Genomic DNA, 22,224 nt, shown 5'->3' on the forward strand with positions numbered 1-22,224 from the left:
GTTTATAAACCAAACATTTGCGTGATTGGTCCCATTGGTAAAATAATACCAATAATCATTGTTAAGATAATAATTAAAACTGTAGTCCACATTAAACCATTACTAGGTTGACCTTTTTTACGTTTAGTCATTGTAACTTCCATTAAAGCAACTACAGCTACACCACAAATCATTTTCAACGTTAGTAACATGTGACTACCCGCGTCACCTGATGAAAATGCTTGTATCCAAACCCAAAAACCAGAAATTAAGACTAATAACATAAATAATCTTAATAACATATGAAGTGGCTTAAAATAAGGTGATGCTCCTTGTTTTTCAGAGAAATTAAAATAAGCTGCAAAAAACAAGATAATTAATAAAACCCAGCTTGCGATATGCATATGTAACATGGTATACCCCCCACACAATTTTTACTTCAAAAAATATAAAAACAGAAGTATATTGTACTCTTTTAACTTTAATATCAAAAGATTACACTACTTATCATACTCAATATATCAAAACATTTCAAAAAAACTACATTAATACACTAAAATAGATAAAAAACTGGCTAATCTATCAAAGATTAACCAGTTGTTCGAAATGATATACTACTTATCAGCAATATAGTTTGTTAATGTGCCAATATTATCTATCGTTACTTTAACTTCATCACCAGGTTGTAAGAATTGAGGTGGATTCATACCCGCACCAACACCTGCTGGTGTACCTGTCGCAATTATATCACCTGGATGTAATGCTACGAATTTTGAAATTTCTTCAATTAATTCATCTATTTTAAGAATCATTTGACCTGTATTACCATCTTGACGGATATCGTTGTTTACTTTTGTAACGATATTTACATCTTCAGGCGTAGGTAGTTCATCTTTGGTAACAATATATGGTCCCACAGGGCAACCGCCTGTTAAACTTTTAGATAAGAATGCTTGGTCCTGTTCATTTTGAGCTTTACGGTCTGTTATATCATTGATAATTGTATAACCATAAACATAATCTAATGCCAGGCCTTTCGGTATTTTTTCACCAGATTTACCAATGACAATTCCTAGCTCACCTTCGTAGTCAAGTTGATCCGTAATATCTTTATGATTAGGAATTGTACTATTATCACCTGTTAATGACGAAGCAGCTTTTGTAAACACATATAAACGTTGTACTTCGTGATTTAATTCGTTAGCATGGTCTTGATAATTACGTCCAAAAGCAATCACATTATTCGTCGGTGTGACAGGTGGTAAAAATTCAATATCAGTAAATTGAACTTTATAATCTTCACCCTTACCGCTATCTTCCGCGGCAACAACTGCTTTACGAACTTGTTCTTGAAAATCTACGACTTGATTTTGTTGCAATCCATTTAATAGCGTTTTAGGATGAAATGAACCTTCAGCAAAATCTGCAAATACTTTTTTCAAGTCCCATGCAGCTTCTTCACGTTTCACTTTCACACCATAAGATGTATTTCCTTCATGTCTGAATGATAGGAATTTCATTCAATATCAGCTCCTCATCTATATCTTATTACATATTATAACTATAATTACTACCAAATAACAAATAAATCACTGGCATGTGCAGAAAATTCCGACAGTAAGTTAACAAGCGCTACGCCATCATTTTTTGAAATCTCATAGCCTAATGTGGCGCATTATGGGAGAGAAACGCATTTATCCTACCCCAGCCTCACTTTAGATAAGTGAATTTTCGCCAAATCCACTCCATTGGACCAAGTTTAAAATATTTCAAATAGCCATAACAAGCAAAAATTTGCACTACATACAACGTTAAAGCAATTGCATACGACTGATACAATGGCAATTTATCATATAATCCTAGACCTACTCCCATAAAAATGAAAGTTAAAATCACACTTTGCGATAAATACACACTAAGGCTTAATTTTCCTAGATATGTAAAAACCTTAAGTAAACGTGCTGCCTTTGTATATTGATACACTGCAATAAACAATAATATATAACCAGCTGCCACAATAGGACCACCAATAGTACTTATAAGTTGATAGGAATGATTAGCATAATCTAATGCATATGGTAATTTAATTAAGTAACCTACTGAAAGACAGATGATTCCCCATTTTATCGCAGCTTGATTCTGTTGCTGTATTTTTCTTACAAGATTTAATTTTTGTGCTGTCATCCCAATTAAAATATATGGTAAATATTCAAAATAAGCAGATCCAAAAATAACATCTATTATGCTATATATGCTTTCTATTACATTTACTTTTAAAAATTCTAGGTAATTTCCATTCTGATTATATTCTATTAATGTTGATAATGGTATGCCCGTATAATTTATTTGTTCGTATGGATCGTTTAATAATGAAGATATGGCAAATGGCGCTACTAATAATATGATTTTCAAACTAAATAATATCAGCGCACCTTTTACCAAAGATTTTGTTTTTGACTGAATAAATAATACAGCGATCATGCCGGTCAATGCATAACCAAATAAAATATCGCCAGAAAAGATAAACATACCATGTATCAATCCAAGTACCATTAAAAACGTTAATCTTCGATATATGAGTGGGTAATAGTTAAGCCCTTTCCTCTGACTATTGTCGTACATAATACGCAAACCATATCCAAATAAAAATGCAAAAATTGGATAAAACGAGCCTATAACAAATAAGGTAACCACATGTAAAATAGCAGCATTTGAACCTACTAAGACTTCAGATAAATTAACTTGTTCGTATGGAAAGCTAAATTCCAGGATATTCATCAATATAATACCTAATAAACTCAAACCTCTCAGTGCATCTAATTCAAATAATCTTTGCTGTGATGACACAACTGAACCTCCTAATTAGTATGCTTAATCATCAATAGACAATTGACCAAATTTGAAGAAATATAAGTATCCTTTAACATCTTTCTTCAATATTGTTTCCAGTGTATTACGGTAATATTCCATTTGAATCTTATAGCGGTCCCTTAATTGGGCACCTATCGCTTCATCAGACATATTTCTACGTCTATTAAAGGCATCCGTTTTATAATCTACAAAATAATATTGTCCATCCTTTACAAAGATAAGGTCGATCATTCCTTGAATAATTGAAGTATCTTCTTCCATATTCTGTTTCCTATCGACTTCATTTTGATTAACGACAAATGGCAATTCACGATATATTTCATCACTTTCAGCAATAAATTGGTATAAATCACTTTCTATAAAATGATATATATCATCGAATCTGATATCTTGTTTAGCGTCTTCTGAGATAATATGCTGTGTAATTAAATGATCAACGAGTTCATTTACATCACCTTGAGATAGTCCTTCTTTATAAAAAGGTAAGTGTTGCATTACAGTATGCATGAGTGTACCTATTTCATTCGCTTTTCTTTGCTTACTCTGACTTAAAAATGAAGGCCTTTCATACGAAGTAGAACCAATACGATATTGTCTGACCCTATCGTAATTCGTATCTGATTGTTCCGTTTCATGTTGACGTTTTAACTCTGAAACAGATTGTTTCGACGGCTTAGCAATAGCAACTTTATATGGGTATTCGTAACTTAATTGCTTATGAATTTGAGCTTTAAGTGCCTCATTATTCGAATTACTCACTTCAATATCCGATAATCTCCGTTGCTCACCTACATCAACAACCGCTTCTGATGCAATATCTTCATAAAAGGCTGTATTTAATTGTACATATGGTCGCATCGTTTGATCAACATCGTCCAACGAGCGCTCAAATCGCAATTCAGTCGGTAAGGAAGACGATTGATATTTAGCTAGAATAGGGTAAATCATGTCAATTGGACGCTGCGCTGTAATCCGGTAGCTCACCGGCAAATGTGTTTCCGATACTGACACTTGTTCTAACTGTGAAAGTGCTTGCTCATCTTTAACTCTGCCAATTAAAAATAATTGCTCTTTCGCACGTGTTAATGCAACATAAATGAGACGCATTTCCTCTGAAACCATTTCTTTTTCAGCGATAGCCTTATAGGTTACAGAAGATAAAGAGGGATAGGTTAAGTTGCTCTCTACATCGTAATACATCATACCTAGACCATAATTTTGATTTAGAATAACCGGTCTATGTAAATCATCGCGTCTAAATTTACGCGAAAGTCCTGAATAAATAACAAATGGAAACTCTAAGCCTTTACTACTATGAATGGTCATCATTCTTACTACATCATCATTAGGACCTACTATATTCTCTTCACCAAAATCCTTACCACGTTCAATAAGTTCATCAATAAAACGAATAAATTGATACAACCCACGAAAACTTGAATTTTCAAATTCAACTGCTTTATTAAATAATCCATATAAATTTGCTCGACGACCTTTTCCACCAATAATGCCACTAAAGTATTGAATTACATAGTGATCATTATAAAATTTATCAATGAGTTGATAGACTGGATGCCTTTGACTATAATCCTGATATTGTTCAATATCTTCTAAAAATGATGCAAGTTTGGCAACTAATTTTTTATTAGCAACCTCATTTGCCATGTAGTGCTTAATAGATTGGTAAAAGTAATCATCATTAGGGCTAAACACACGTATATTAGACAACTCTACCTCAGTAAATTGATAGATAACTGAGCGCATCAATCCAACTAAATAAATATCTTGTAAAGGATTATCTACCGTTCTTAAAAATGATAAGATTAACTGTACTTCAGTTTGTTCAAAATACCCTTCTTTGCTATTGACATGAAATGGAATATTATGATCCTTAAACGCTTGTTGCATTTTACGTGCTTGTCCATACGACCTTTCTAAAATAACAATATCTTTATAGCTCGGTTTGCGATATTGCTCGGATTTAACATCATAAATTTCATGCTCAGACATTATTGTTTCAACCTGTTGCACAATATATTCGGCCTCTTGCTCGGAACCGTTTAAATCTGAAGAAGGGTCTTCAATTAACATGTTCATCTGTACATCATGCGGTTTATTATCAAAGGGAGCGCCATAGTACAACTGAGCTGCATCATCGTAGACAATTTCTCCCACAGCTTCGTCCATCATATGTTTAAACAAATAATTAGTTGTTGTTAGTATTTCTGCTCTTGAGCGAAAATTCTGAGATAAATCAATGCGCATACCACTTTCTGTTCCATCAAGTGTAAAACGATTATATTTCTCTATAAATAGACTTGGATCAGCTTGCCTAAATTTGTATATAGACTGTTTCACATCCCCAACCATAAATAGATTGCCATCAGCTTCACTGCCTCGTTTAATACAAGATATGATTTTTTCTTGAACACGATTGGTGTCTTGATATTCATCAACAAGTATTTCTTCAAATTGATTGCGGTACATATCTGCAATATCTGAAGGATTACCTTCCGAATCCATTAATACACTTAATGCAAAATGTTCATAATCAGAGAAATCTAATAGGTTGCGCCCTCGTTTTTTTTGATTAAATTGCGCAATAACATCTGCCGTTACCTGTGCCAAATAAGCTACTCTTGGCGCTAAGCGTTGCATGTCTGCTTTCAAATCATTGGCTTCGCGTGAAAAATAATCCTCTTGCACTTTTGTAACTAATGATTTGTAATGATCATAATGCTTTTTACCATCATCATATGCATCCATCATCATTTCATTCGCTTCTTTAATCTTTTTGTTTTTAGCTGGGAAACGTGCTTCAAATTGATGCTCTGCAATTTTTTGAGTATTTAATAAACCGCCATCCATCGCTTCTTCTAAAAATCGCCGCTCTTTATCTAATACGGCAACTTGTTTGTCCACTTCATCAAGCATCATAAATAAATCGTAACTTTTATTTAAAGCTTCTAGCGCTGAATTCATAAATATCATTGCTAAATCATTGAGTAACGTTAATAACACTTCTTGTTGCGATTCTTCACGGTAAGGCTTCGACAAGTATTGTAACCAGTTTAAAGGATCTGGATTCGCTATACTAAAGTAATACATTGCTTTAATCGTATTTCTTAATTTATCATCATTACGGTCTGACGATAATTGTTCCGTTAAATCTACAAAATGAGGATCTAAAATATCATAATGCTGTTCTAATACTTCATCTATTGTCTGTTCCAGTAATAAGATATTCTCCGCTTCACTACTTGTTCTAAAATTAGGGTCAATATCCAAGACATCATAATGTTGTTGAATCAATTTCAAACAAAAACTATGTAACGTAGATATCTGTGCCTGATGAATCTTCACACGTTGGTTTTTCAAATGTGCATTTTCGGGATCTTCTATTGAAGCTTCTTGTATCCGTTGGTCTACACGATGTTTCATTTCACGTGCACTTGCATTCGTGAAAGTCACGACTAATAATTTATCTACATCAATTTCATCGTTGATGATGCGCTGAATAATACGCTCAACTAGTACTGCTGTTTTGCCTGAACCGGCAGCAGCTGCAACAAGCACGTCTTGACCTTTTGCATAGATACTCTTCCACTGATTATCTGTCCATCTCGTATCTATTGGTTTCACTGGAATTTCACTCATCACTCATCCCCCTCACTTTCTAAATCCACATCTTGAATTGACTCTATAGGATTAATAGATTCATCAACTGTTCGATACCTTTTGCTATCAATCATGCCATCTACATGACATACCGGTTTATAACTGCAAAAATCACATGGCAATGTTTGATTATATTTCATTGGCGCAACTTCTGTATGACCATCCATAATATTTGAGGCAGTTTCAATAAAATTCTGTTTGTTATGCTTAATTAATTTATAAATAGTGTTTTCATCAGCAACATTACTATTGCTTTTAATTTCACTATCTTTTTTCAATCCAAGCGGCACAATATCTGAATTGTAACTTGGTTCTAATCGTGTATCAAAAGCATCTAATACAGATTTATCGCTATTTAATAAGCCGCTGAGCTTAAATGAATTAATAAATTCAGTGTCTCTTTTCTCTTCACTTAATTGATTCCAAGCTAATTTAATTCTTGGCTCATGTACATGAAAATACAGTAATCCACCAGGTTTGGTCATATCTGTTAATCCTAGTCGTGATTTATTCTGTAAAACGATATCCATATATGTCATCATTTGCATTTGCATACCATAATAAACCTTAGTTAAATCTAATGTTCCACTATACTTTGAAGACTTATAATCAATTATATTTACAAAGCTTTCTTCGCCATGTTGATAGGTATCTATGCGATCTATTTGACCACGAATATTGATTGGGATACCTTGCTTCGTTTGTAAAGGCGCTGCCAATAACTCACTTTGATCTTTTGGTTTTCTTCTGAAGCTTGCTTCAAATCGTTGTGGTGTAAACTTAGTATGGCTACCTTGGTATTTGAGTGCTGTCAATGTCGTTTCTACAATCGCACCAATACGTTGTGACAAATAGCGATAATACGCTGTTGAATCTAGTAAATTAAATTGTACTTCTGGCAGTATTTCGCTCAAGGCTTCTGCCGTTAATTTATGGATTGTTTTAGGATTCAAATTTTTAAAATCACCGTTAACTTTTTCTGAAATGAATTTTAAAACACGGTGGAATATATCTCCGAGATCAAAGTTCTCTAATTTATATTTTGTACGCTCATTCAGCCTTAAACCATGTGAAGCAAAGTGTTTGAACGGACACGCTTGATACCCTTCAAATCTTGATACACTTGCGTTAATTGTTGAGCCATATAAATCTTTAGACAATGATTCACTCAGTTGAACCGTTTCATTATCATATGTGAGTGCGGAAAGTAAATAAGTTAATCCATCGTTTAATTGCTCATCATCCCTTATCACTTGATACGTATCCAACCATGTCTCAGCTACCAATTCATCATCTAACCATGCCTTCAAAGATTCAAATAGCGCAATTTTAGTTTGGTGTGGATGTTCCATCAACCTCAAAGGCTCAGCTTGGTGTTGGTGATGAATATTTTGTATTTCCAAATTCGTATACAATTGCTGAATTTGATTTAAAAATGGACTCGGTTCTTTCACATCACCATTAGTTCCCATTAATGAGTAAGAAAATGTTACATTTGACCGACTTCTTGTCATAGCGATATAACAAACAAAAGCTTCATCCATTTGTAATATATCAGCAGTTGGACTTAATTCAATGGCCGACTGTTGTTGAAAATATTTCTTCTCTTCATCTGTTATTAAACTAGAAGCAGAAACTGTTTGTGGAATAACGCCATCATTGACCCCTACGAGGTAAACATGTTGCTTATTGTCTACCTTCGCTAAATCCATTGTTCCAACGCTTACTTGATCAAGGGTTTGTGGAATCATGACAAATTCAAGTTGTTCCAAGCCAATATCAAAAAGTTCTAAGAAACGCGTTTGAGACATTGATTGATCACCAAACACTGTCACCAAATCATCCAGAGTTTGGATGAAACCATTCCATATTTGATCTATTTCTTCTGCTTTTCTATGTTGACCATTAACATCTAACGTGTCTCTATCTGTCATCAATTTACTTGGTAAATCAAATGATTCTATAGCTTCATAAAATGCCGTGGCAAATGCTCTCGCTGTTTCAGCATGGTTCATTCGTTCTTCAAATCGCATCACTTTAGCAATAACATCTGATTTCATTTGAATAACACGTTCAAAAGTTTCTCGCTCTTCATCTGTTAAGGGTTGACGTTTTAAGCCCATTTTTCTAAATTGCTCTATATCGAAATATTTGTCATCAATCCATCGTTTACCGTAAATACCACGCTCTAAAACAAAATTTTCTAATATATCAATAAGATACTGACTATCTTTAAATTTTTGGGACAATATATTGGTTTTAAACAACCGCATTAATGGATCAAATTGCCACCCTGTTTGAATCACTTCTATTAATGAACGTATCATTTCCATGATGGGATGGTGTGTCATGGACGACTTCACATCTATGCTATAGGGAATATCGTATTGAGGTAGTATCGATTCCATCAAATAAGCATAGGTTTCATCTCTATATAAAATGGCAATATCTTGAAAACGGCGACCTAGCTCTCGATTTTCTCTTAAAATGCGTCGGGCAATTTCATTAATTTCCTCACGCATGCCTGAAGCTTCTAAAATCTCAATATTTCCTTCTGTCGGAACTGGTTCAAATTGTAATGCATTAAAATTTTTCTCCAAATGCTTTAAGTCAGAGTGAGTGAAACGTTGTACTTCCTTAAATTGTTTCGTATGTAGTTGTATATTTAAATTATCCGCAATTTCTTCTATATGTGTAAGTGATTCTGATGGTTTTCTAAATAAACTAAAAAGATCTTTATCACCATCAGTCGTTAATACAACTGTTACACGTTTCGCGTATTTTACTAGACTTTGGATAATTTGATATTCTAACGTTGAAAAGTTGTGGAAGCCATCTATGTAAATTTCTGCGTGTTTAAGCCATTCTGATCGATCCATCATTGTTATAAAACGTTGTAAACTATCTTCTGTTGATACATATTCTCCATTGATTCTATCTTCTAAATGTTTATATACTAGTGCGATATCTTGTAACTTATGTTTTGTTCTAGTTTGTAAATCATTTTCCGCGATATATGATTCTAATTGTTGGGGTGATACAGCATATTTTTTAAAATCTTGTATTTGTTCATATAGTTTCTCACTAAAGCCATAATATTTCACCTGAGAACGATATAACTTCAACTCAGATTGATGTTGTTGTATGATATCGTATATCATCATTTCAGTGCCTGCTTTAGATAATTGTTGCTCAATCAAACCGCCAACTTCTTGAAATATACGATAGCTTAATCGTTCAAAATGAAGTACTTCTGTTCTCAAACTACCATTTAACTCTTTGTCGTTTACAAATGCTTGCTCAAGTTGGAAAGTATTCTGCGTAGGCGCAATTAGTACAATAGGATTTCCTAATGGATCTTGTTTCATTTTATCTTTAATTTCTTCTATAATCGCTTTTGATTTTCCAGTACCAGCTCTACCGATATAAGCATTTAATTCCATCATTCGCGCCAACTCCTTTGACCCACATTTTAACATATAAAGTAGCTTGTTATAGTATCCATATACCTACCATTATTTATTAATTGGAAAGATTACTTTTATGATGACTTTCACAATATTTTGGACACAAATATACCATATATATAAATGCCAATTTTCTTTCCAGAAAATTTATAATTAATATGTTTCAACTTTAAAATAAAATGAACCGAAGACACATTGTGCTTCGGTTCATTTTTTTGAATTTTATATGAGACTGTGAAAGCATACTGTGCTATCTCAGTACTATTTTATTTTCCATAGTCTGTATCCGGATTAAATCCAAATTTCATTTCATTTAGCGGCCAGAAACTGAATGATACTTTACCAACAACTTGATCTTCATCAATTAAACCAAATGAACGGCTATCTTTACTTACTTCACGATTATCGCCTAATACTAATAATTTACCTTTAGGAATTTTATTTTTTTCATCTATTTGGTTGATGTCTTTTGTTTTAAAACTGCCTGTAATGTAATTATATTGTTTGTTTTTCTTATTATAATCTAAATAAGGTTCTTTAACCTTCTTACCATTAACAAACAATTGGTCATCTTTATATTCAACATTATCACCAGATGTCCCTATTACACGTTTAACGTAATCATTTTCTTTTGTAGCATGGAATACAATTACATTACCTTTATCAATATCGCCCAATTTATGCCCAAACAAATTTACAATCACACGTTCTCCGTCTTTTAATGTAGGATCCATAGAATCACCTTTAACTGTGTATGGTTTAGCTACAAAGTTAACAATGAGCAATACCAACGCTACTGCAACAGCAATGGATACAATCCACTCGATTATCTCTTTTCTCAATTTTTACACCTCGTCTATTTAATTGAAGTTCACTGCGAATTTTTCAAACGGGTAATATCTCAAACTTACATTACCGATAATATCTTCTTTCTTAATATAGCCCAATGTTCTAGAATCTTGCTTATTCGAACGATGATCATTAAGCACAAAATAAGCATTTGGTGGAATGATATCTCCCTCAGAATCCTTAATATTTCTAAGTGACAAGTTTTCGATAGTATTATTTGTATACGTTTCGTCAATCTCATGATCATCTCTATATAATGACCCGTGCTTATATTCAATAGACTGTCCAGGTTTCCCTATAATTCTACTGAATTGAATATCATCTCCGTTACGATACATAATCATATCATTATTGTCTAAAAAATTAAATATTGTCTTTATTTTATTAACAATTATTCGATCGTCTTGCTTTAGATTAGGAGACATTGCGTCATCTTTGACCACTGATCCTGTAACAACAAAAGCCTGAATCAATAGTACTATAATAATCGCAAATATAATGGAAATCAAATGTTTTAATATTTTTCGCAAGTTGTCACTCCTCTGACGAATGCATAAAATGTTTCTCTAATGTTCTACCGGCAAACCATACAATCGCAATTATAGCTATTATCATAATAAGTCGGGTTGGGCTTGTGAATAACGTTGTAATATCGTTACCTAACCATCCTACTAGACCAATCATGATGAATTTAGATGCAATGAGTACGATTAAATAAGCATGAGCCTTTATATGAGATAAACTTGCTACAATATTAACAAGCGCACTCGGCGTAAAGGGAAAACACATCAAAATAAAGATTGGTATAACGCCTCTCCTATCAATATAGTGTATCAAGCGCTGTACAGATCTACGTTCTTGGATCTTTTTCATATATTTCGTGTGTGTTAACCTTCTGAAAAACAAAAACACTATATAACTGCCGGCAACAGTACCTGACCACGCTAATAACGTTCCGTTAAACCATCCAAATGCATTCACATTAACAATCACAAATACAATGATTGGTAATATTGGAATAAATGCTTCAATAAAAGGTAATAAAAAACCTGCGATATAACCTAAACTACCAAACATATCAAACCAATGCTGCACTTGTTCCTCCGTCATCATATCCATCCTTATCATTGCTATTATACATAATTATAAGTCTAAACGCGTCTTTTTAAAACTATAATGCGTTCAACTTACTATAAATCAGTCTTAGGAACGATATGCTTTCTTCGTGTAAATTTCACTACAAATACTACTATTTAGACTAGTATTTCTTATCGCGATCATGCTATAACATATGACTGTCGTATAAAGTTTTGAAGCCAATACACTAGAAAAAGACTACCAACAAAAGTAACTTTTGTTGGTAGTCTGAATCATAACCATATGTTTTAAAAATACTACAATGCTTTTACTTTATATAATCAATTCATGAATTATAAACGTTTCTCTAATTCTTCTTTTTTATCTTCAAATCCTGGTTTGCCTAATAGCGCGAACATATTTTGTTTATAGGCTTCTACACCAGGTTGGTTAAATGGATTCACACCTAGTTGATATCCACTCATCGAACAAGCTAATTCAAAGAAATAAACAACATAGCCAAATGTTTCTTCATCAAGACGAGGTATATTTAAAACTATGTTAGGTACACCACCATCCGTATGTGCTAATAACGTTCCTTCAAATGCTTTTGTGTTTACTTCGTCGATTGTTTTTCCAGCTAAATAATTTAAGCCATCTAAATTATCACTATCCTCTTCAATAGTAATATTATGTTTTGGATTATTAACTTTAACGACTGTTTCGAATAAGAAACGACGGCCTTCTTGTACATATTGACCAAGTGAATGTAAATCAGTTGTATAGTTTGCACTTGAAGGGTAAATACCTTTGTAATCTTTACCTTCAGATTCGCCAAATAATTGTTTCCACCATTCATTGAAATATTGCATAGACGGTTCATAGTTAATTAACATTTCAGTGTCATAACCTTTTGCATATAATACGTTACGAATTGTTGCATATTGATATGCAATATTTTCTTCTAGTTCTTCTGAAGACAATTCTTCACGTGCTTTTGCAGCGCCTGCCATCATCGCTTTCACATCAATACCTGCAACAGCGATTGGTAGTAAGCCTACTGCCGTTAATACGGAATAACGACCGCCAATATCATCTGGAACAACAAATGTTTCATAACCTTCATTCGTAGCTAATTGTTTCAAGGCCCCTTTTTCTTTATCTGTTGTTGCAAAGATACGTTTTTTCGCTTCTTCTTTACCATATTTATTTTCTAACAGCTGTTTAAATAATCTAAATGCGACTGCTGGTTCAGTAGTCGTACCAGATTTAGAAATGACATTCACTGAGAAATCTTTACCATCTAAATAATCAATTAATTCTTGTGTATAAGTAGAAGATAAATGATTACCTACAAACACGATTTCTGGAAATTCATCGCTATTTCTAAAAGAAGAAGTTAGCATTTCAATTGCAGCACGAGCACCTAGGTATGAACCACCGATGCCAATAACTACAAATACTTCTGAATTATCTTTGACACGTTTTGAAGCTTCTAGAATGCGCGAGAATTCTTCTTTATCATAATCAACAGGAAGATCAATCCAACCAAGAAAGTCGCTGCCAGCGCCTGTACCTTTATGGATAGTATTATGAATTGATTTAACTATATCTTTTTGTTGTTGTAATTCATGCTCGCCAAAAAATTCTAAAGTTTTACCATAATCTAATTGAATATGAGTCATATTGAATTGCCTCCAGTGTTTTTAATTTAATTATTATTTTACTAAGTTTATTTTGAGTATTCAAACAACTAGCCTATAGTTTATCAAAAAATAATCAAACCTACTTATGATTAATAGATTCAAAATAATTTTTATATTCATTTTAATATGCAAATTTTAAATTTGTATATTACTAACAGCACTAATTAAAAGCCCATTAAAAAGAATCAGCAATAAAGAGACAAAATTATTTATGTATAATTATGTAAAAAAGTGGTTTTATTTTCATTTATAATCTGCTATACTATCAATAACAAATTCATAAAAAATACAAATTCAATCAACTTAAATGAGGTGGCATTATGAAAGAGAAAATAGTATTAGCATATTCAGGCGGTTTAGACACAAGTGTTGCAGTTAAATGGTTATTAGATAAAGGCTATGATGTTGTAGCCTGTTGCTTAGACGTTGGTGAAGGCAAAGATTTAGAATTAGTACATCAAAAGGCATTGGACATGGGCGCAATAGAATACCATATTATAGATGCTACAGAAGAATTCAGCCAAGATTATGTATCTTATGCAATCAAAGGCAATTTAATGTATGAAGGCACATATCCATTAGTTTCAGCCTTGTCCAGACCATTAATTTCAAAAAAATTAGTTGAAATCGCTAGCAAAACAAATTCAGTTGGTATTGCTCACGGCTGTACTGGTAAAGGAAATGACCAAGTTCGTTTCGAAGTAGCTATTAAAGCATTAGATCCTGAATTGAAGGTTTTTGCACCAGTAAGAGAATGGGCATGGAGTCGTGAAGAAGAAATCGATTATGCACTCAAACATAATATTCCAGTCCCTATCCAACATGATTCTCCTTATTCAATTGATCAAAATCTATGGGGCAGAAGTAATGAGTGTGGTATTCTTGAAGATCCATATGCCGCACCTCCAAAAGACGCATTTGATTTAACTAACGAATTAGAAGATGCTCCGGATGAAGCTGAAGAAATTTTACTTTCTTTTGAAAAAGGGATACCAGTGGCATTAAATGGCACACCTTTAAAATTAAATGAACTCATTCTTGAATTAAACAAAATCGCTGGTAAGCATGGTATTGGTAGAATAGATCATGTAGAAAATAGATTAGTTGGTATTAAATCAAGAGAAGTATATGAAACACCAGCAGCTGAAGTTATCGTTAACGCACATAAAGCACTAGAAACAATTACACTGACCAAAGATGTTGCACATTTTAAACCTATAATTGAAAAACAATTTTCAGAGCAAATATATAATGGACTGTGGTTCTCGCCACTTACAGATAGTTTGAAAGTATTTGTTGATAGTACGCAATCACATGTCACAGGCGATGTTCGTCTTAAATTATACAAAGGTAACGCTATTGTTAATGGTAGAAAATCACCTTACACGTTATATAATGAACAATTAGCAACTTATACTAAAGAAGATGCATTTAATCAAGATTCAGCAGTCGGTTTCATTGATATCTTTGGTTTACCTACAAAAGTAAATTCCATGCTTCATGGAGGCTATATAGATGAGCAATAAAGCATGGGGTGGAAGATTTAGCGAACAACCCGAAGATTGGGTTGATGAATTCAACGCCTCAATACATTTTGATAAAACATTAATTCAGTACGATATACAAGGTAGCATTGCACATGCAACCATGTTAGCTAAACAAGGTTGCATTTCAGATTCTGACTGTGAGCAAATTATCAAAGGTTTAAAAGACATCTTAACTGATTATGAACAAGACAACTTAAACTTAGATACTTCTTTAGAAGATATTCACTTAAATATAGAACATGAATTAATTAAGCGAATTGGTGATGCTGGTGGTAGATTACACACCGGACGTAGTAGAAATGATCAGGTAGCTACAGATATGCATCTCTATACAAAAGCAGAAGTTAACGCTTTAATTGATTTAATCACGCATTTTCAACATACGATTGTAGAAACGGCCGAAGCACATGTCAACACGATTATGCCTGGCTACACGCATTTGCAAAGAGCTCAACCTATTTCATTCGCACATCATATTTTGACATATTATTGGATGTTAGATAGAGATAAATCACGTTTTAAAGATAGTTTAAAACGTATTGACGTTTCACCTTTAGGTGCAGCTGCATTAAGTGGTACAACTTATCCAATTGATCGTCATGAAACGCAATCATTATTAGGTTTCAATGCAATCTATGAAAATAGTATGGATGCTGTTAGTGACAGAGATTATATAGTAGAAACGTTGCATAATATTTCTTTAACCATGGTTCATTTATCTCGTTTTGCAGAAGAAATGATTTTCTGGTCTTCTGCTGAGGCAAATTTTATTACCTTATCTGATGCATTTTCAACTGGCTCATCGATTATGCCACAAAAAAAGAATCCAGATATGGCAGAACTCATAAGAGGTAAGGTTGGACGTACGACAGGCAATTTAATGAGCATGTTAATGACGCTCAAAGGCCTACCTTTAGCATACAATAAAGATATGCAAGAAGATAAAGAAGGACTATTTGATGCCGTTCACACTTTAAAAGGTTCTCTACGTATATTTGAGGGCATGGTTGCTTCAATGACTATTAATGTCGAGCATTTACAACAAACTGTATATAATGATTTCTCAAATGCTACTGAATTAGCAGACTACCTAGTAAATAAAGGCGTGCCTTTCAGAAACGCACACGAAATCGTAGGTAAATTGGTACTTTGGTCTATTCAACATAACGTATATTTATTAGATGTACCCTTATCACAATATCAAAGTGCACATGAACTTATTGAATCTGACATCTATGATTATTTGAAACCAGAAAATTGCGTAAGCAGAAGAATTAGTTATGGTTCTACAGGTCAAACTTCTGTTGAACAACAACTGTCGGTAATTCATAAACAACTGAACAACTGAACATAAATCAATATAGTGAGATTAGAATGACGAAACCTTATTTTATTTAAAAGCTTTCGACTACCTACTCCACCAAGAATGACTATAATTGTAAAATGTATAAAGGTTTACCTGAGCTGTTGCTCATGTATAAGTCCCACTAACTCAATAAATTGAGAAGTGGCTTTAGCGGTTTACCTGAGCTGTTGCTCATGTATAAGTCCCACTAACTCAATAAATTGAGAAGTGGCTTTAGCGGTTTACCTGAGCTGTTGCTCATGTATAAGTCCCACTAACTCAATAAATTGAGAAGTGGGACTTTAATATTACTTTTAAAATTGTAAGGTTCAAATTAATTTTATTTAATTTGAATTATAAAACTGTAAATTATATTCTCATCCCCTCCTTTTTTCTGTACTGTGAAATTATAGTACCTATTAAGGAGTGACAACATTATGAAACAAGCTAATAAAATAATTATTTCCAGTATTGCCGCTTTAACATTATCCAGTTTAAGTACTACTTCATTTACTGAAGCTGCGGGATTAGGAAATAGCAATGCTGAACATCATGACACTACACTTAAACAACAAAATACTAACACAAGTACTCAATCTGATAATCAAAATGAAATACATAATTTGACAGGCGAAAAATTCACGACAATTGCCCACAGAGGTGCAAGCGGATATGCGCCAGAACACACCTTTTTTTCATATGATAAAAGTCATAATGTCATTGGTGCATCATACATAGAAATTGATTTACAAATGACAAAGGATGGACATTTAGTTGCCATGCATGATGAAACTGTAGATCGAACTACAAACGGAACAGGCAGAGTTGATCAATACTCATTAAAGGAATTAAAACAATTAGATGCTGGTAGTAAATTTAATAGCCAAAATCCACAGTATGCGAATTCAAGTTACGAAGGTGCTAAAATCCCAACGCTAGATGAGATTCTAGAACGCTATGGCACAGATGCCAATTATTACATTGAAACAAAATCTCCAGACGTGTATCCAGGTATGGAAGAAAAATTACTAGCTACACTTAATAAGCATCATATGCTAACTAATCAATCGTTACAAAATGGGCACGTTTTGGTCCAATCTTTTTCAAAAGAGAGTTTACTTAAAATGCAAAACTTAAACACAAACGTCCCACTAATACGTTTACTTGATAAAGGTGAACTATTGAATTTATCTCAACAAGATTTTAATGATATTCGTAAGTATGCCATTGGTGTGGGTCCTGAAGCTACGGATTTAACAAAACAAAATGTAAAAAATCTTAAAAACGCAGGCTTACTTGTTCATCCATTTACTGTCAATAATTCAGTAGATATGAAACGTTTAAATAACTACGGTGTCGACGGCGTATTTACGAATTATCCTGATGTATATAAACAAGTAATTAGTGATGGTGAAAAAAATAAAATTTAATTCTTATTCATTTTCTTCAAAATGTAAACCAAATATTAATAAAAAAAGAAGTTGAGACGACGTGTCTCAACTTCTTTTTACTTCTTTCTATATTAACTTATGCCCAACCACGGTAACGTGCTGCTTCAGCAGTACGTTTAATACCTACAATATATGCTGCTAAACGCATATCAATTTTTCTGTTTTGTGACAATTCATAAATTGTATCAAATGCAGTTGTAAGCTTTTCACGCATTTTTGTATTAACTTCTTCTTCCGTCCAATAATAACCTTGGTTATTTTGTACCCATTCGAAATATGAAACTGTTACGCCACCAGCACTAGCTAATACATCCGGTACTAATAGAATATCACGTTCAGTTAAAATACGTGTCGCAGCTGGTGTAGTTGGTCCATTTGCAGCTTCGACTACGATACCTGCTTTAATATCGTGTGCATTCTCTTCCGTGATTTGATTTGCGATAGCTGCAGGAACAAGAATATCACAGTCGATTTCGAACAATTCTTTATTTGAGATTGTTTCATCAAATAAATTTGTTACAGTACCAAAACTGTCTCTTCTATCTAATAAATAATCAATATCTAAACCTTCTGGGTCATGTAATGCACCATAAGCATCTGAGATACCAACAATTGTTGCCCCCATATCATACAAGAATTTAGCTAAGAAACTCCCAGCATTACCAAACCCTTGGATTACGATACGAGAACCTTTAAGATTTAAGCCTCTTCTTTGTGCAGCTTGTTCGATTGCAATAACAACACCTAATGCTGTAGCGCGATCACGACCTTGTGAACCACCTAATACAATCGGTTTACCAGTGATAAAACCTGGAGAATTGAATTTATCTAATGAACTATATTCGTCCATCATCCATGCCATAATTTGAGAGTTTGTAAACACGTCAGGCGCTGGAATATCTTTGGTTGGTCCAACGAATTGAGAAATTGAACGAACATATCCACGAGATAAACGTTCTACTTCATGTATACTCATTTGACGTGGATCACAAACGATACCGCCTTTACCACCACCGTATGGTAAATCCACAATGCCGCATTTTAATGTCATCCACATTGACAACGCTTTTACTTCCTCTTCATCTACATCTGGATGGAAACGCACCCCACCTTTTGTTGGTCCAACAGCATCATTATGCTGTGCACGATAACCAGTAAATGTTTGTACAGTACCATCATCCATACGGACAGGAATCCTAACTTGTAGAAAACGTAAAGGTTCCTTTACCAAATCATACATCCCGTCGTCAAATCCCAATTTGTGCAATGCTTCCTTAATAATTTGTTGCGTAGAAGTAACTAAATTATTATTCTCAGTCATGATTCATTTCGCCTCTTTTTCGTTACTAATGATTTCGCTTTCATGATAATTGTAACATAAGATTTACCTTTTTAAAGGGTTTTCAAAACATATGTTACAGAATTGTGAATTTATTCAAAAACGCTTCTAACTTTGTCTAACGCAAAGTCTAATTCTTCTTTTGAAATAATAAGTGGCGGAGCAAATCTAATTACAGTATCATGCGTTTCTTTACATAATAATCCTTGCTCTTTTAACGCTTCACAGTATGGTCTAGCATTTTCATTCAACTCAATACCAATAAATAATCCACGTCCACGTACTTCTTTAATTGCTGGATGGTCAATTTTTTCTAATTCTGATTTAAAATAGTTTCCTAGTTCTAAAGAACGTCCTGGTAAGTCCTCATCGATAATTACATCTAAAGCAGCATTTGAAACTGCACAAGCTAGTGGGTTACCACCAAATGTTGAACCATGAGACCCAGGTGTAAATACATCAAGTACTTCCTCATCAGCTAATACTACTGAAATTGGCAATACACCGCCACCTAAAGCTTTGCCTAAAATATATACATCAGGTTTAACATCATCCCAGTCAGTCGCGAATAATTTACCTGAGCGGCCTAAACCAGCTTGAATTTCATCAGCAATAAATAATACATTATGTTCATCACATAGTTCTCTAATTTCTTTTAAATAACCTTCTGGAGGAACGTTAATACCCGCTTCACCTTGAATAGGTTCAATTAGAATAGCTGCAGTATTTTCATTAATAGCCGCTTTAACAGCATTAATATCTCCAAAATCAACTTTACGAAAACCATCTAATAACGGACCATATCCGCGTTGATATTCAGGTTCAGATGATAAGGATACAGGTGCCATTGTTCGACCGTGGAAGTTACCATTGAACGCAATAATTTCTGCTTTATCTGGCTCTATATTTTTAACATCATAAGCCCAACGACGTGCTGCTTTCAAAGCAGTTTCAACTGCTTCAGCACCCGTGTTCATTGGTAAAGCTTTCGCTTTGCCAGAGAGCTTACAAATTTTTTCATACCATTCACCTAAATTTTCACTATGGAAAGCACGTGAAACTAATGTAACCTTATCGGCTTGTTCTTTCAAAGCTTGAATAATTTTAGGGTGTCTGTGACCTTGATTTACAGCTGAATATGCAGACAACATATCCATATATTTATTACCTTCAGGGTCTTTTACCCATACACCCTCTGCTTCTGAAATAACGATTGGCAGTGGTACATAGTTATGAGCTCCATAGTGGTTTGTTACTTCAATGATTTCTTCTGATCTTGACATGATATCTCCCCTTTGTAATTATTTAAGAGTAAAAATGACTCCTAAGCAATACTTATCCATAGCATAACGCATTTGCTCGTTAACTGAAACTATTTTCTAAAACAGCTTGAGTGATAACTTGTAAACGCCTTTATAACGCATTATTTTTGCATCACTTATTTCAAAAATAATGCGGCTAAAATAAATGTAAGCCCTTACATATATAATGACATAACTCTAGTAATTATTACAAGAAAATTTCCTTAAAATTAAAAATTAAATTGACTAGTATTATTTTTACATATAATTGCATATTCAAGCATAAATTAACTAAAAAGGCGTATAAATCTACTGATTTTATTCATCAGAAAATTTACACGCCAATACGTATGAGTTATTGGTTATCCGTTCTTGGTAATGGATAAAAGCCTCTATTAAATTGTTCCCATAGTTTCGGTGGTAAATGATGTCTATCTTTTCGTTCAGGATCAAAGTACGAAATGATTTCATCTTCTTTACCATCTTTAATTTTACTAATAAAATTATGATCCAATAGAATTTCTCTACCTAAAGCAATAAGCTCAACTTGTGTAGATTCAATCGCTTCAATGGCTTGATCGGCTGTAAATATTGAACCGATTCCGATTAAAGGCATGCGTCCATCTATCCATTCTAACAGTAATTGAACACGTTCTTGATCTTTATATTTGCCATCACGTGTTTTAGAATGTATATCCATTAATGAGACATGGAGGTAATCTAACGGTTTCTCAATTAATTGTTTAACTAATGTTTCAGTAATTTCCATGCTGATACCAGGGGATTCTGCTTCTTCTGGTGAAAATCTATAGCCAATAATAAAATCTTTGTCTCCATATTTTTTCACTGTTTTAGTAACTTCATCAACAACCGCTAAAGCGAATTTCAAACGGTCCTCTCCCCATTCATCATCACGACGATTATAATAAGGCGACACAAATTGATGGATTAAATAGTGATTGGCACCATGAATTTCAACACCATCGAATCCAGCTTCAATGACTCTTTTCGTTGCCTCTCCAAAAGCTTTAATTGTTTCTTCAATTTCTTCTACTGTGATTTCGCGAGCATGATGTTCTTCTTGCTCACCAAAACTTTTCAATGAAATAGGACTAGGTCCAGCTACATCACCATCTGGTGTTAAATTAGGCAATGCTTGAGCACCACCATGATGAATTTGAACAATTGCTTTAGCACCATTTTTCTTCATTGCTTGTGCTAAACGTTTTAACCCTTCCAAATTTGAATCATGAGCGACTGATGGTTGTCCAGGGAATGCTTTTCCTAAGTCTGTTACATTACTTGCTGCAGAAATAGCTAAGCCCACGTCCTTAGAACGTTGTTCCATATATACGATTTCTTCATTTGAAATAGATCCGTCGTCATTAGAAGAAATGTGCGTCAATGGTGCTAATACAAATCGATTATCTAATTCAACTTTATTCGGTAACTTCAATTTTTCAAATAGTGGCTGAAATTTCTTATTCATGTTTACTGTTCCTCCTAAATACATCTTTTAAAAGTTTTAATAATTATAATACTTTTTCATTTTAGCTATCTTAGAATCAAATTAAAATAAATATGCTCACGCATATATTTTAGTGTATCCTTCTT

15 protein-coding genes are annotated in these 22,224 nt (G+C 33.5%); 3 read left to right on the forward strand and 12 right to left on the reverse strand.

Annotated features, from left to right (window positions below; genetic code table 11):
- Positions 1-2 precede the first annotated feature (2 nt).
- The 9 genes from BTJ66_RS06235 to BTJ66_RS06275 form a co-directional block, all read right to left on the reverse strand.
- Positions 3-392: a YisL family protein gene (locus BTJ66_RS06235; protein WP_099090110.1), complete on the reverse strand. Its 390-nt coding sequence runs from the start codon at positions 390-392 to the stop codon at positions 3-5.
- 201 nt (positions 393-593) lie between these two features.
- Positions 594-1,499, reverse strand: coding sequence for a fumarylacetoacetate hydrolase family protein (locus tag BTJ66_RS06240; RefSeq protein WP_099090111.1), 906 nt, complete (start codon positions 1,497-1,499; stop codon positions 594-596).
- A gap of 190 nt (positions 1,500-1,689) precedes the next feature.
- The gene (locus BTJ66_RS06245; RefSeq protein WP_099090112.1) at positions 1,690-2,826 is read right to left on the reverse strand and encodes a DUF418 domain-containing protein; all 1,137 of its coding nucleotides are present in this window, start codon (positions 2,824-2,826) and stop codon (positions 1,690-1,692) included.
- Positions 2,827-2,850: 24 nt separating this feature from the next.
- Entirely contained in the window at positions 2,851-6,510 is a 3,660-nt protein-coding gene (gene addA, locus BTJ66_RS06250) for a helicase-exonuclease AddAB subunit AddA (protein ID WP_193433019.1), read from the reverse strand.
- The gene (gene addB, locus BTJ66_RS06255) at positions 6,507-9,971 is read right to left on the reverse strand and encodes a helicase-exonuclease AddAB subunit AddB (RefSeq protein ID WP_099090139.1); all 3,465 of its coding nucleotides are present in this window, start codon (positions 9,969-9,971) and stop codon (positions 6,507-6,509) included. The genes addA and addB overlap by 4 nt, the downstream gene beginning before the upstream one ends.
- A 290-nt stretch (positions 9,972-10,261) precedes the next feature.
- Positions 10,262-10,837 carry a signal peptidase I gene (gene lepB / locus BTJ66_RS06260; protein ID WP_099090114.1) on the reverse strand — a complete coding sequence of 192 codons (576 nt, stop codon included), beginning with the start codon at positions 10,835-10,837 and terminating at the stop codon, positions 10,262-10,264.
- 18 nt (positions 10,838-10,855) lie between these two features.
- The gene (lepB, locus tag BTJ66_RS06265; protein ID WP_099090115.1) at positions 10,856-11,374 is read right to left on the reverse strand and encodes a signal peptidase I; all 519 of its coding nucleotides are present in this window, start codon (positions 11,372-11,374) and stop codon (positions 10,856-10,858) included.
- Positions 11,375-11,378: 4 nt separating this feature from the next.
- A complete protein-coding gene (locus BTJ66_RS06270; RefSeq protein ID WP_099090116.1) occupies positions 11,379-11,954 on the reverse strand; it encodes a TVP38/TMEM64 family protein in 576 nt (191 codons plus the stop codon).
- A gap of 320 nt (positions 11,955-12,274) precedes the next feature.
- A complete protein-coding gene (locus BTJ66_RS06275; protein WP_099090117.1) occupies positions 12,275-13,606 on the reverse strand; it encodes a glucose-6-phosphate isomerase in 1,332 nt (443 codons plus the stop codon).
- A 341-nt stretch (positions 13,607-13,947) separates the two neighbouring features.
- Here BTJ66_RS06275 and BTJ66_RS06280 point away from each other — a divergent pair, with 341 nt between their 5' ends.
- The 3 genes from BTJ66_RS06280 (at position 13,948) to BTJ66_RS06290 (ending at position 17,949) form a co-directional block, all read left to right on the forward strand.
- Complete coding sequence (locus tag BTJ66_RS06280) at positions 13,948-15,153, forward strand: argininosuccinate synthase (RefSeq protein WP_099090118.1); 1,206 nt, start codon at positions 13,948-13,950, stop codon at positions 15,151-15,153.
- Positions 15,143-16,522 carry an argininosuccinate lyase gene (argH, locus tag BTJ66_RS06285; RefSeq protein WP_099090119.1) on the forward strand — a complete coding sequence of 460 codons (1,380 nt, stop codon included), beginning with the start codon at positions 15,143-15,145 and terminating at the stop codon, positions 16,520-16,522. Before BTJ66_RS06280 ends, argH begins: the two co-directional genes overlap by 11 nt.
- A gap of 434 nt (positions 16,523-16,956) precedes the next feature.
- A complete protein-coding gene (locus tag BTJ66_RS06290; RefSeq protein WP_099090120.1) occupies positions 16,957-17,949 on the forward strand; it encodes a glycerophosphodiester phosphodiesterase in 993 nt (330 codons plus the stop codon).
- Positions 17,950-18,046: 97 nt separating this feature from the next.
- Here the strand turns inward: BTJ66_RS06290 and BTJ66_RS06295 are convergent, their stop codons facing one another.
- The 3 genes from BTJ66_RS06295 to BTJ66_RS06305 all read right to left on the reverse strand — a co-directional run bounded on the left by BTJ66_RS06295 (position 18,047) and on the right by BTJ66_RS06305 (position 22,099).
- Positions 18,047-19,291, reverse strand: a complete 1,245-nt coding sequence (locus BTJ66_RS06295) for a Glu/Leu/Phe/Val family dehydrogenase (protein ID WP_099090121.1) — start codon at positions 19,289-19,291, stop codon at positions 18,047-18,049.
- A gap of 110 nt (positions 19,292-19,401) precedes the next feature.
- Entirely contained in the window at positions 19,402-20,592 is a 1,191-nt protein-coding gene (locus BTJ66_RS06300) for an ornithine--oxo-acid transaminase (protein WP_099090122.1), read from the reverse strand.
- 373 nt (positions 20,593-20,965) lie between these two features.
- Complete coding sequence (locus BTJ66_RS06305) at positions 20,966-22,099, reverse strand: NADH-dependent flavin oxidoreductase (RefSeq protein WP_099090123.1); 1,134 nt, start codon at positions 22,097-22,099, stop codon at positions 20,966-20,968.
- Between the last annotated feature and the right edge of the window lie 125 nt (positions 22,100-22,224).

The sequence above is a fragment of the Staphylococcus edaphicus genome (genome assembly GCF_002614725.1).
Taxonomy (GTDB): Bacteria; Bacillota; Bacilli; order Staphylococcales; family Staphylococcaceae; genus Staphylococcus; species Staphylococcus edaphicus.

Coding starts and splice junctions, on each gene's coding strand:
- BTJ66_RS06240 (WP_099090111.1), bottom strand. CDS start 1,499: ATGAAATTCCTATCATTCAGACATGAAGGAAATACATCTTATGGTGTG.
- BTJ66_RS06235 (WP_099090110.1), bottom strand. CDS start 392: ATGTTACATATGCATATCGCAAGCTGGGTTTTATTAATTATCTTGTTT.
- argH (WP_099090119.1), top strand. CDS start 15,143: ATGAGCAATAAAGCATGGGGTGGAAGATTTAGCGAACAACCCGAAGAT.
- BTJ66_RS06270 (WP_099090116.1), bottom strand. CDS start 11,954: ATGACGGAGGAACAAGTGCAGCATTGGTTTGATATGTTTGGTAGTTTA.
- BTJ66_RS06295 (WP_099090121.1), bottom strand. CDS start 19,291: ATGACTGAGAATAATAATTTAGTTACTTCTACGCAACAAATTATTAAG.
- addB (WP_099090139.1), bottom strand. CDS start 9,971: ATGGAATTAAATGCTTATATCGGTAGAGCTGGTACTGGAAAATCAAAA.
- BTJ66_RS06300 (WP_099090122.1), bottom strand. CDS start 20,592: ATGTCAAGATCAGAAGAAATCATTGAAGTAACAAACCACTATGGAGCT.
- BTJ66_RS06305 (WP_099090123.1), bottom strand. CDS start 22,099: ATGAATAAGAAATTTCAGCCACTATTTGAAAAATTGAAGTTACCGAAT.
- BTJ66_RS06275 (WP_099090117.1), bottom strand. CDS start 13,606: ATGACTCATATTCAATTAGATTATGGTAAAACTTTAGAATTTTTTGGC.
- BTJ66_RS06280 (WP_099090118.1), top strand. CDS start 13,948: ATGAAAGAGAAAATAGTATTAGCATATTCAGGCGGTTTAGACACAAGT.
- BTJ66_RS06290 (WP_099090120.1), top strand. CDS start 16,957: ATGAAACAAGCTAATAAAATAATTATTTCCAGTATTGCCGCTTTAACA.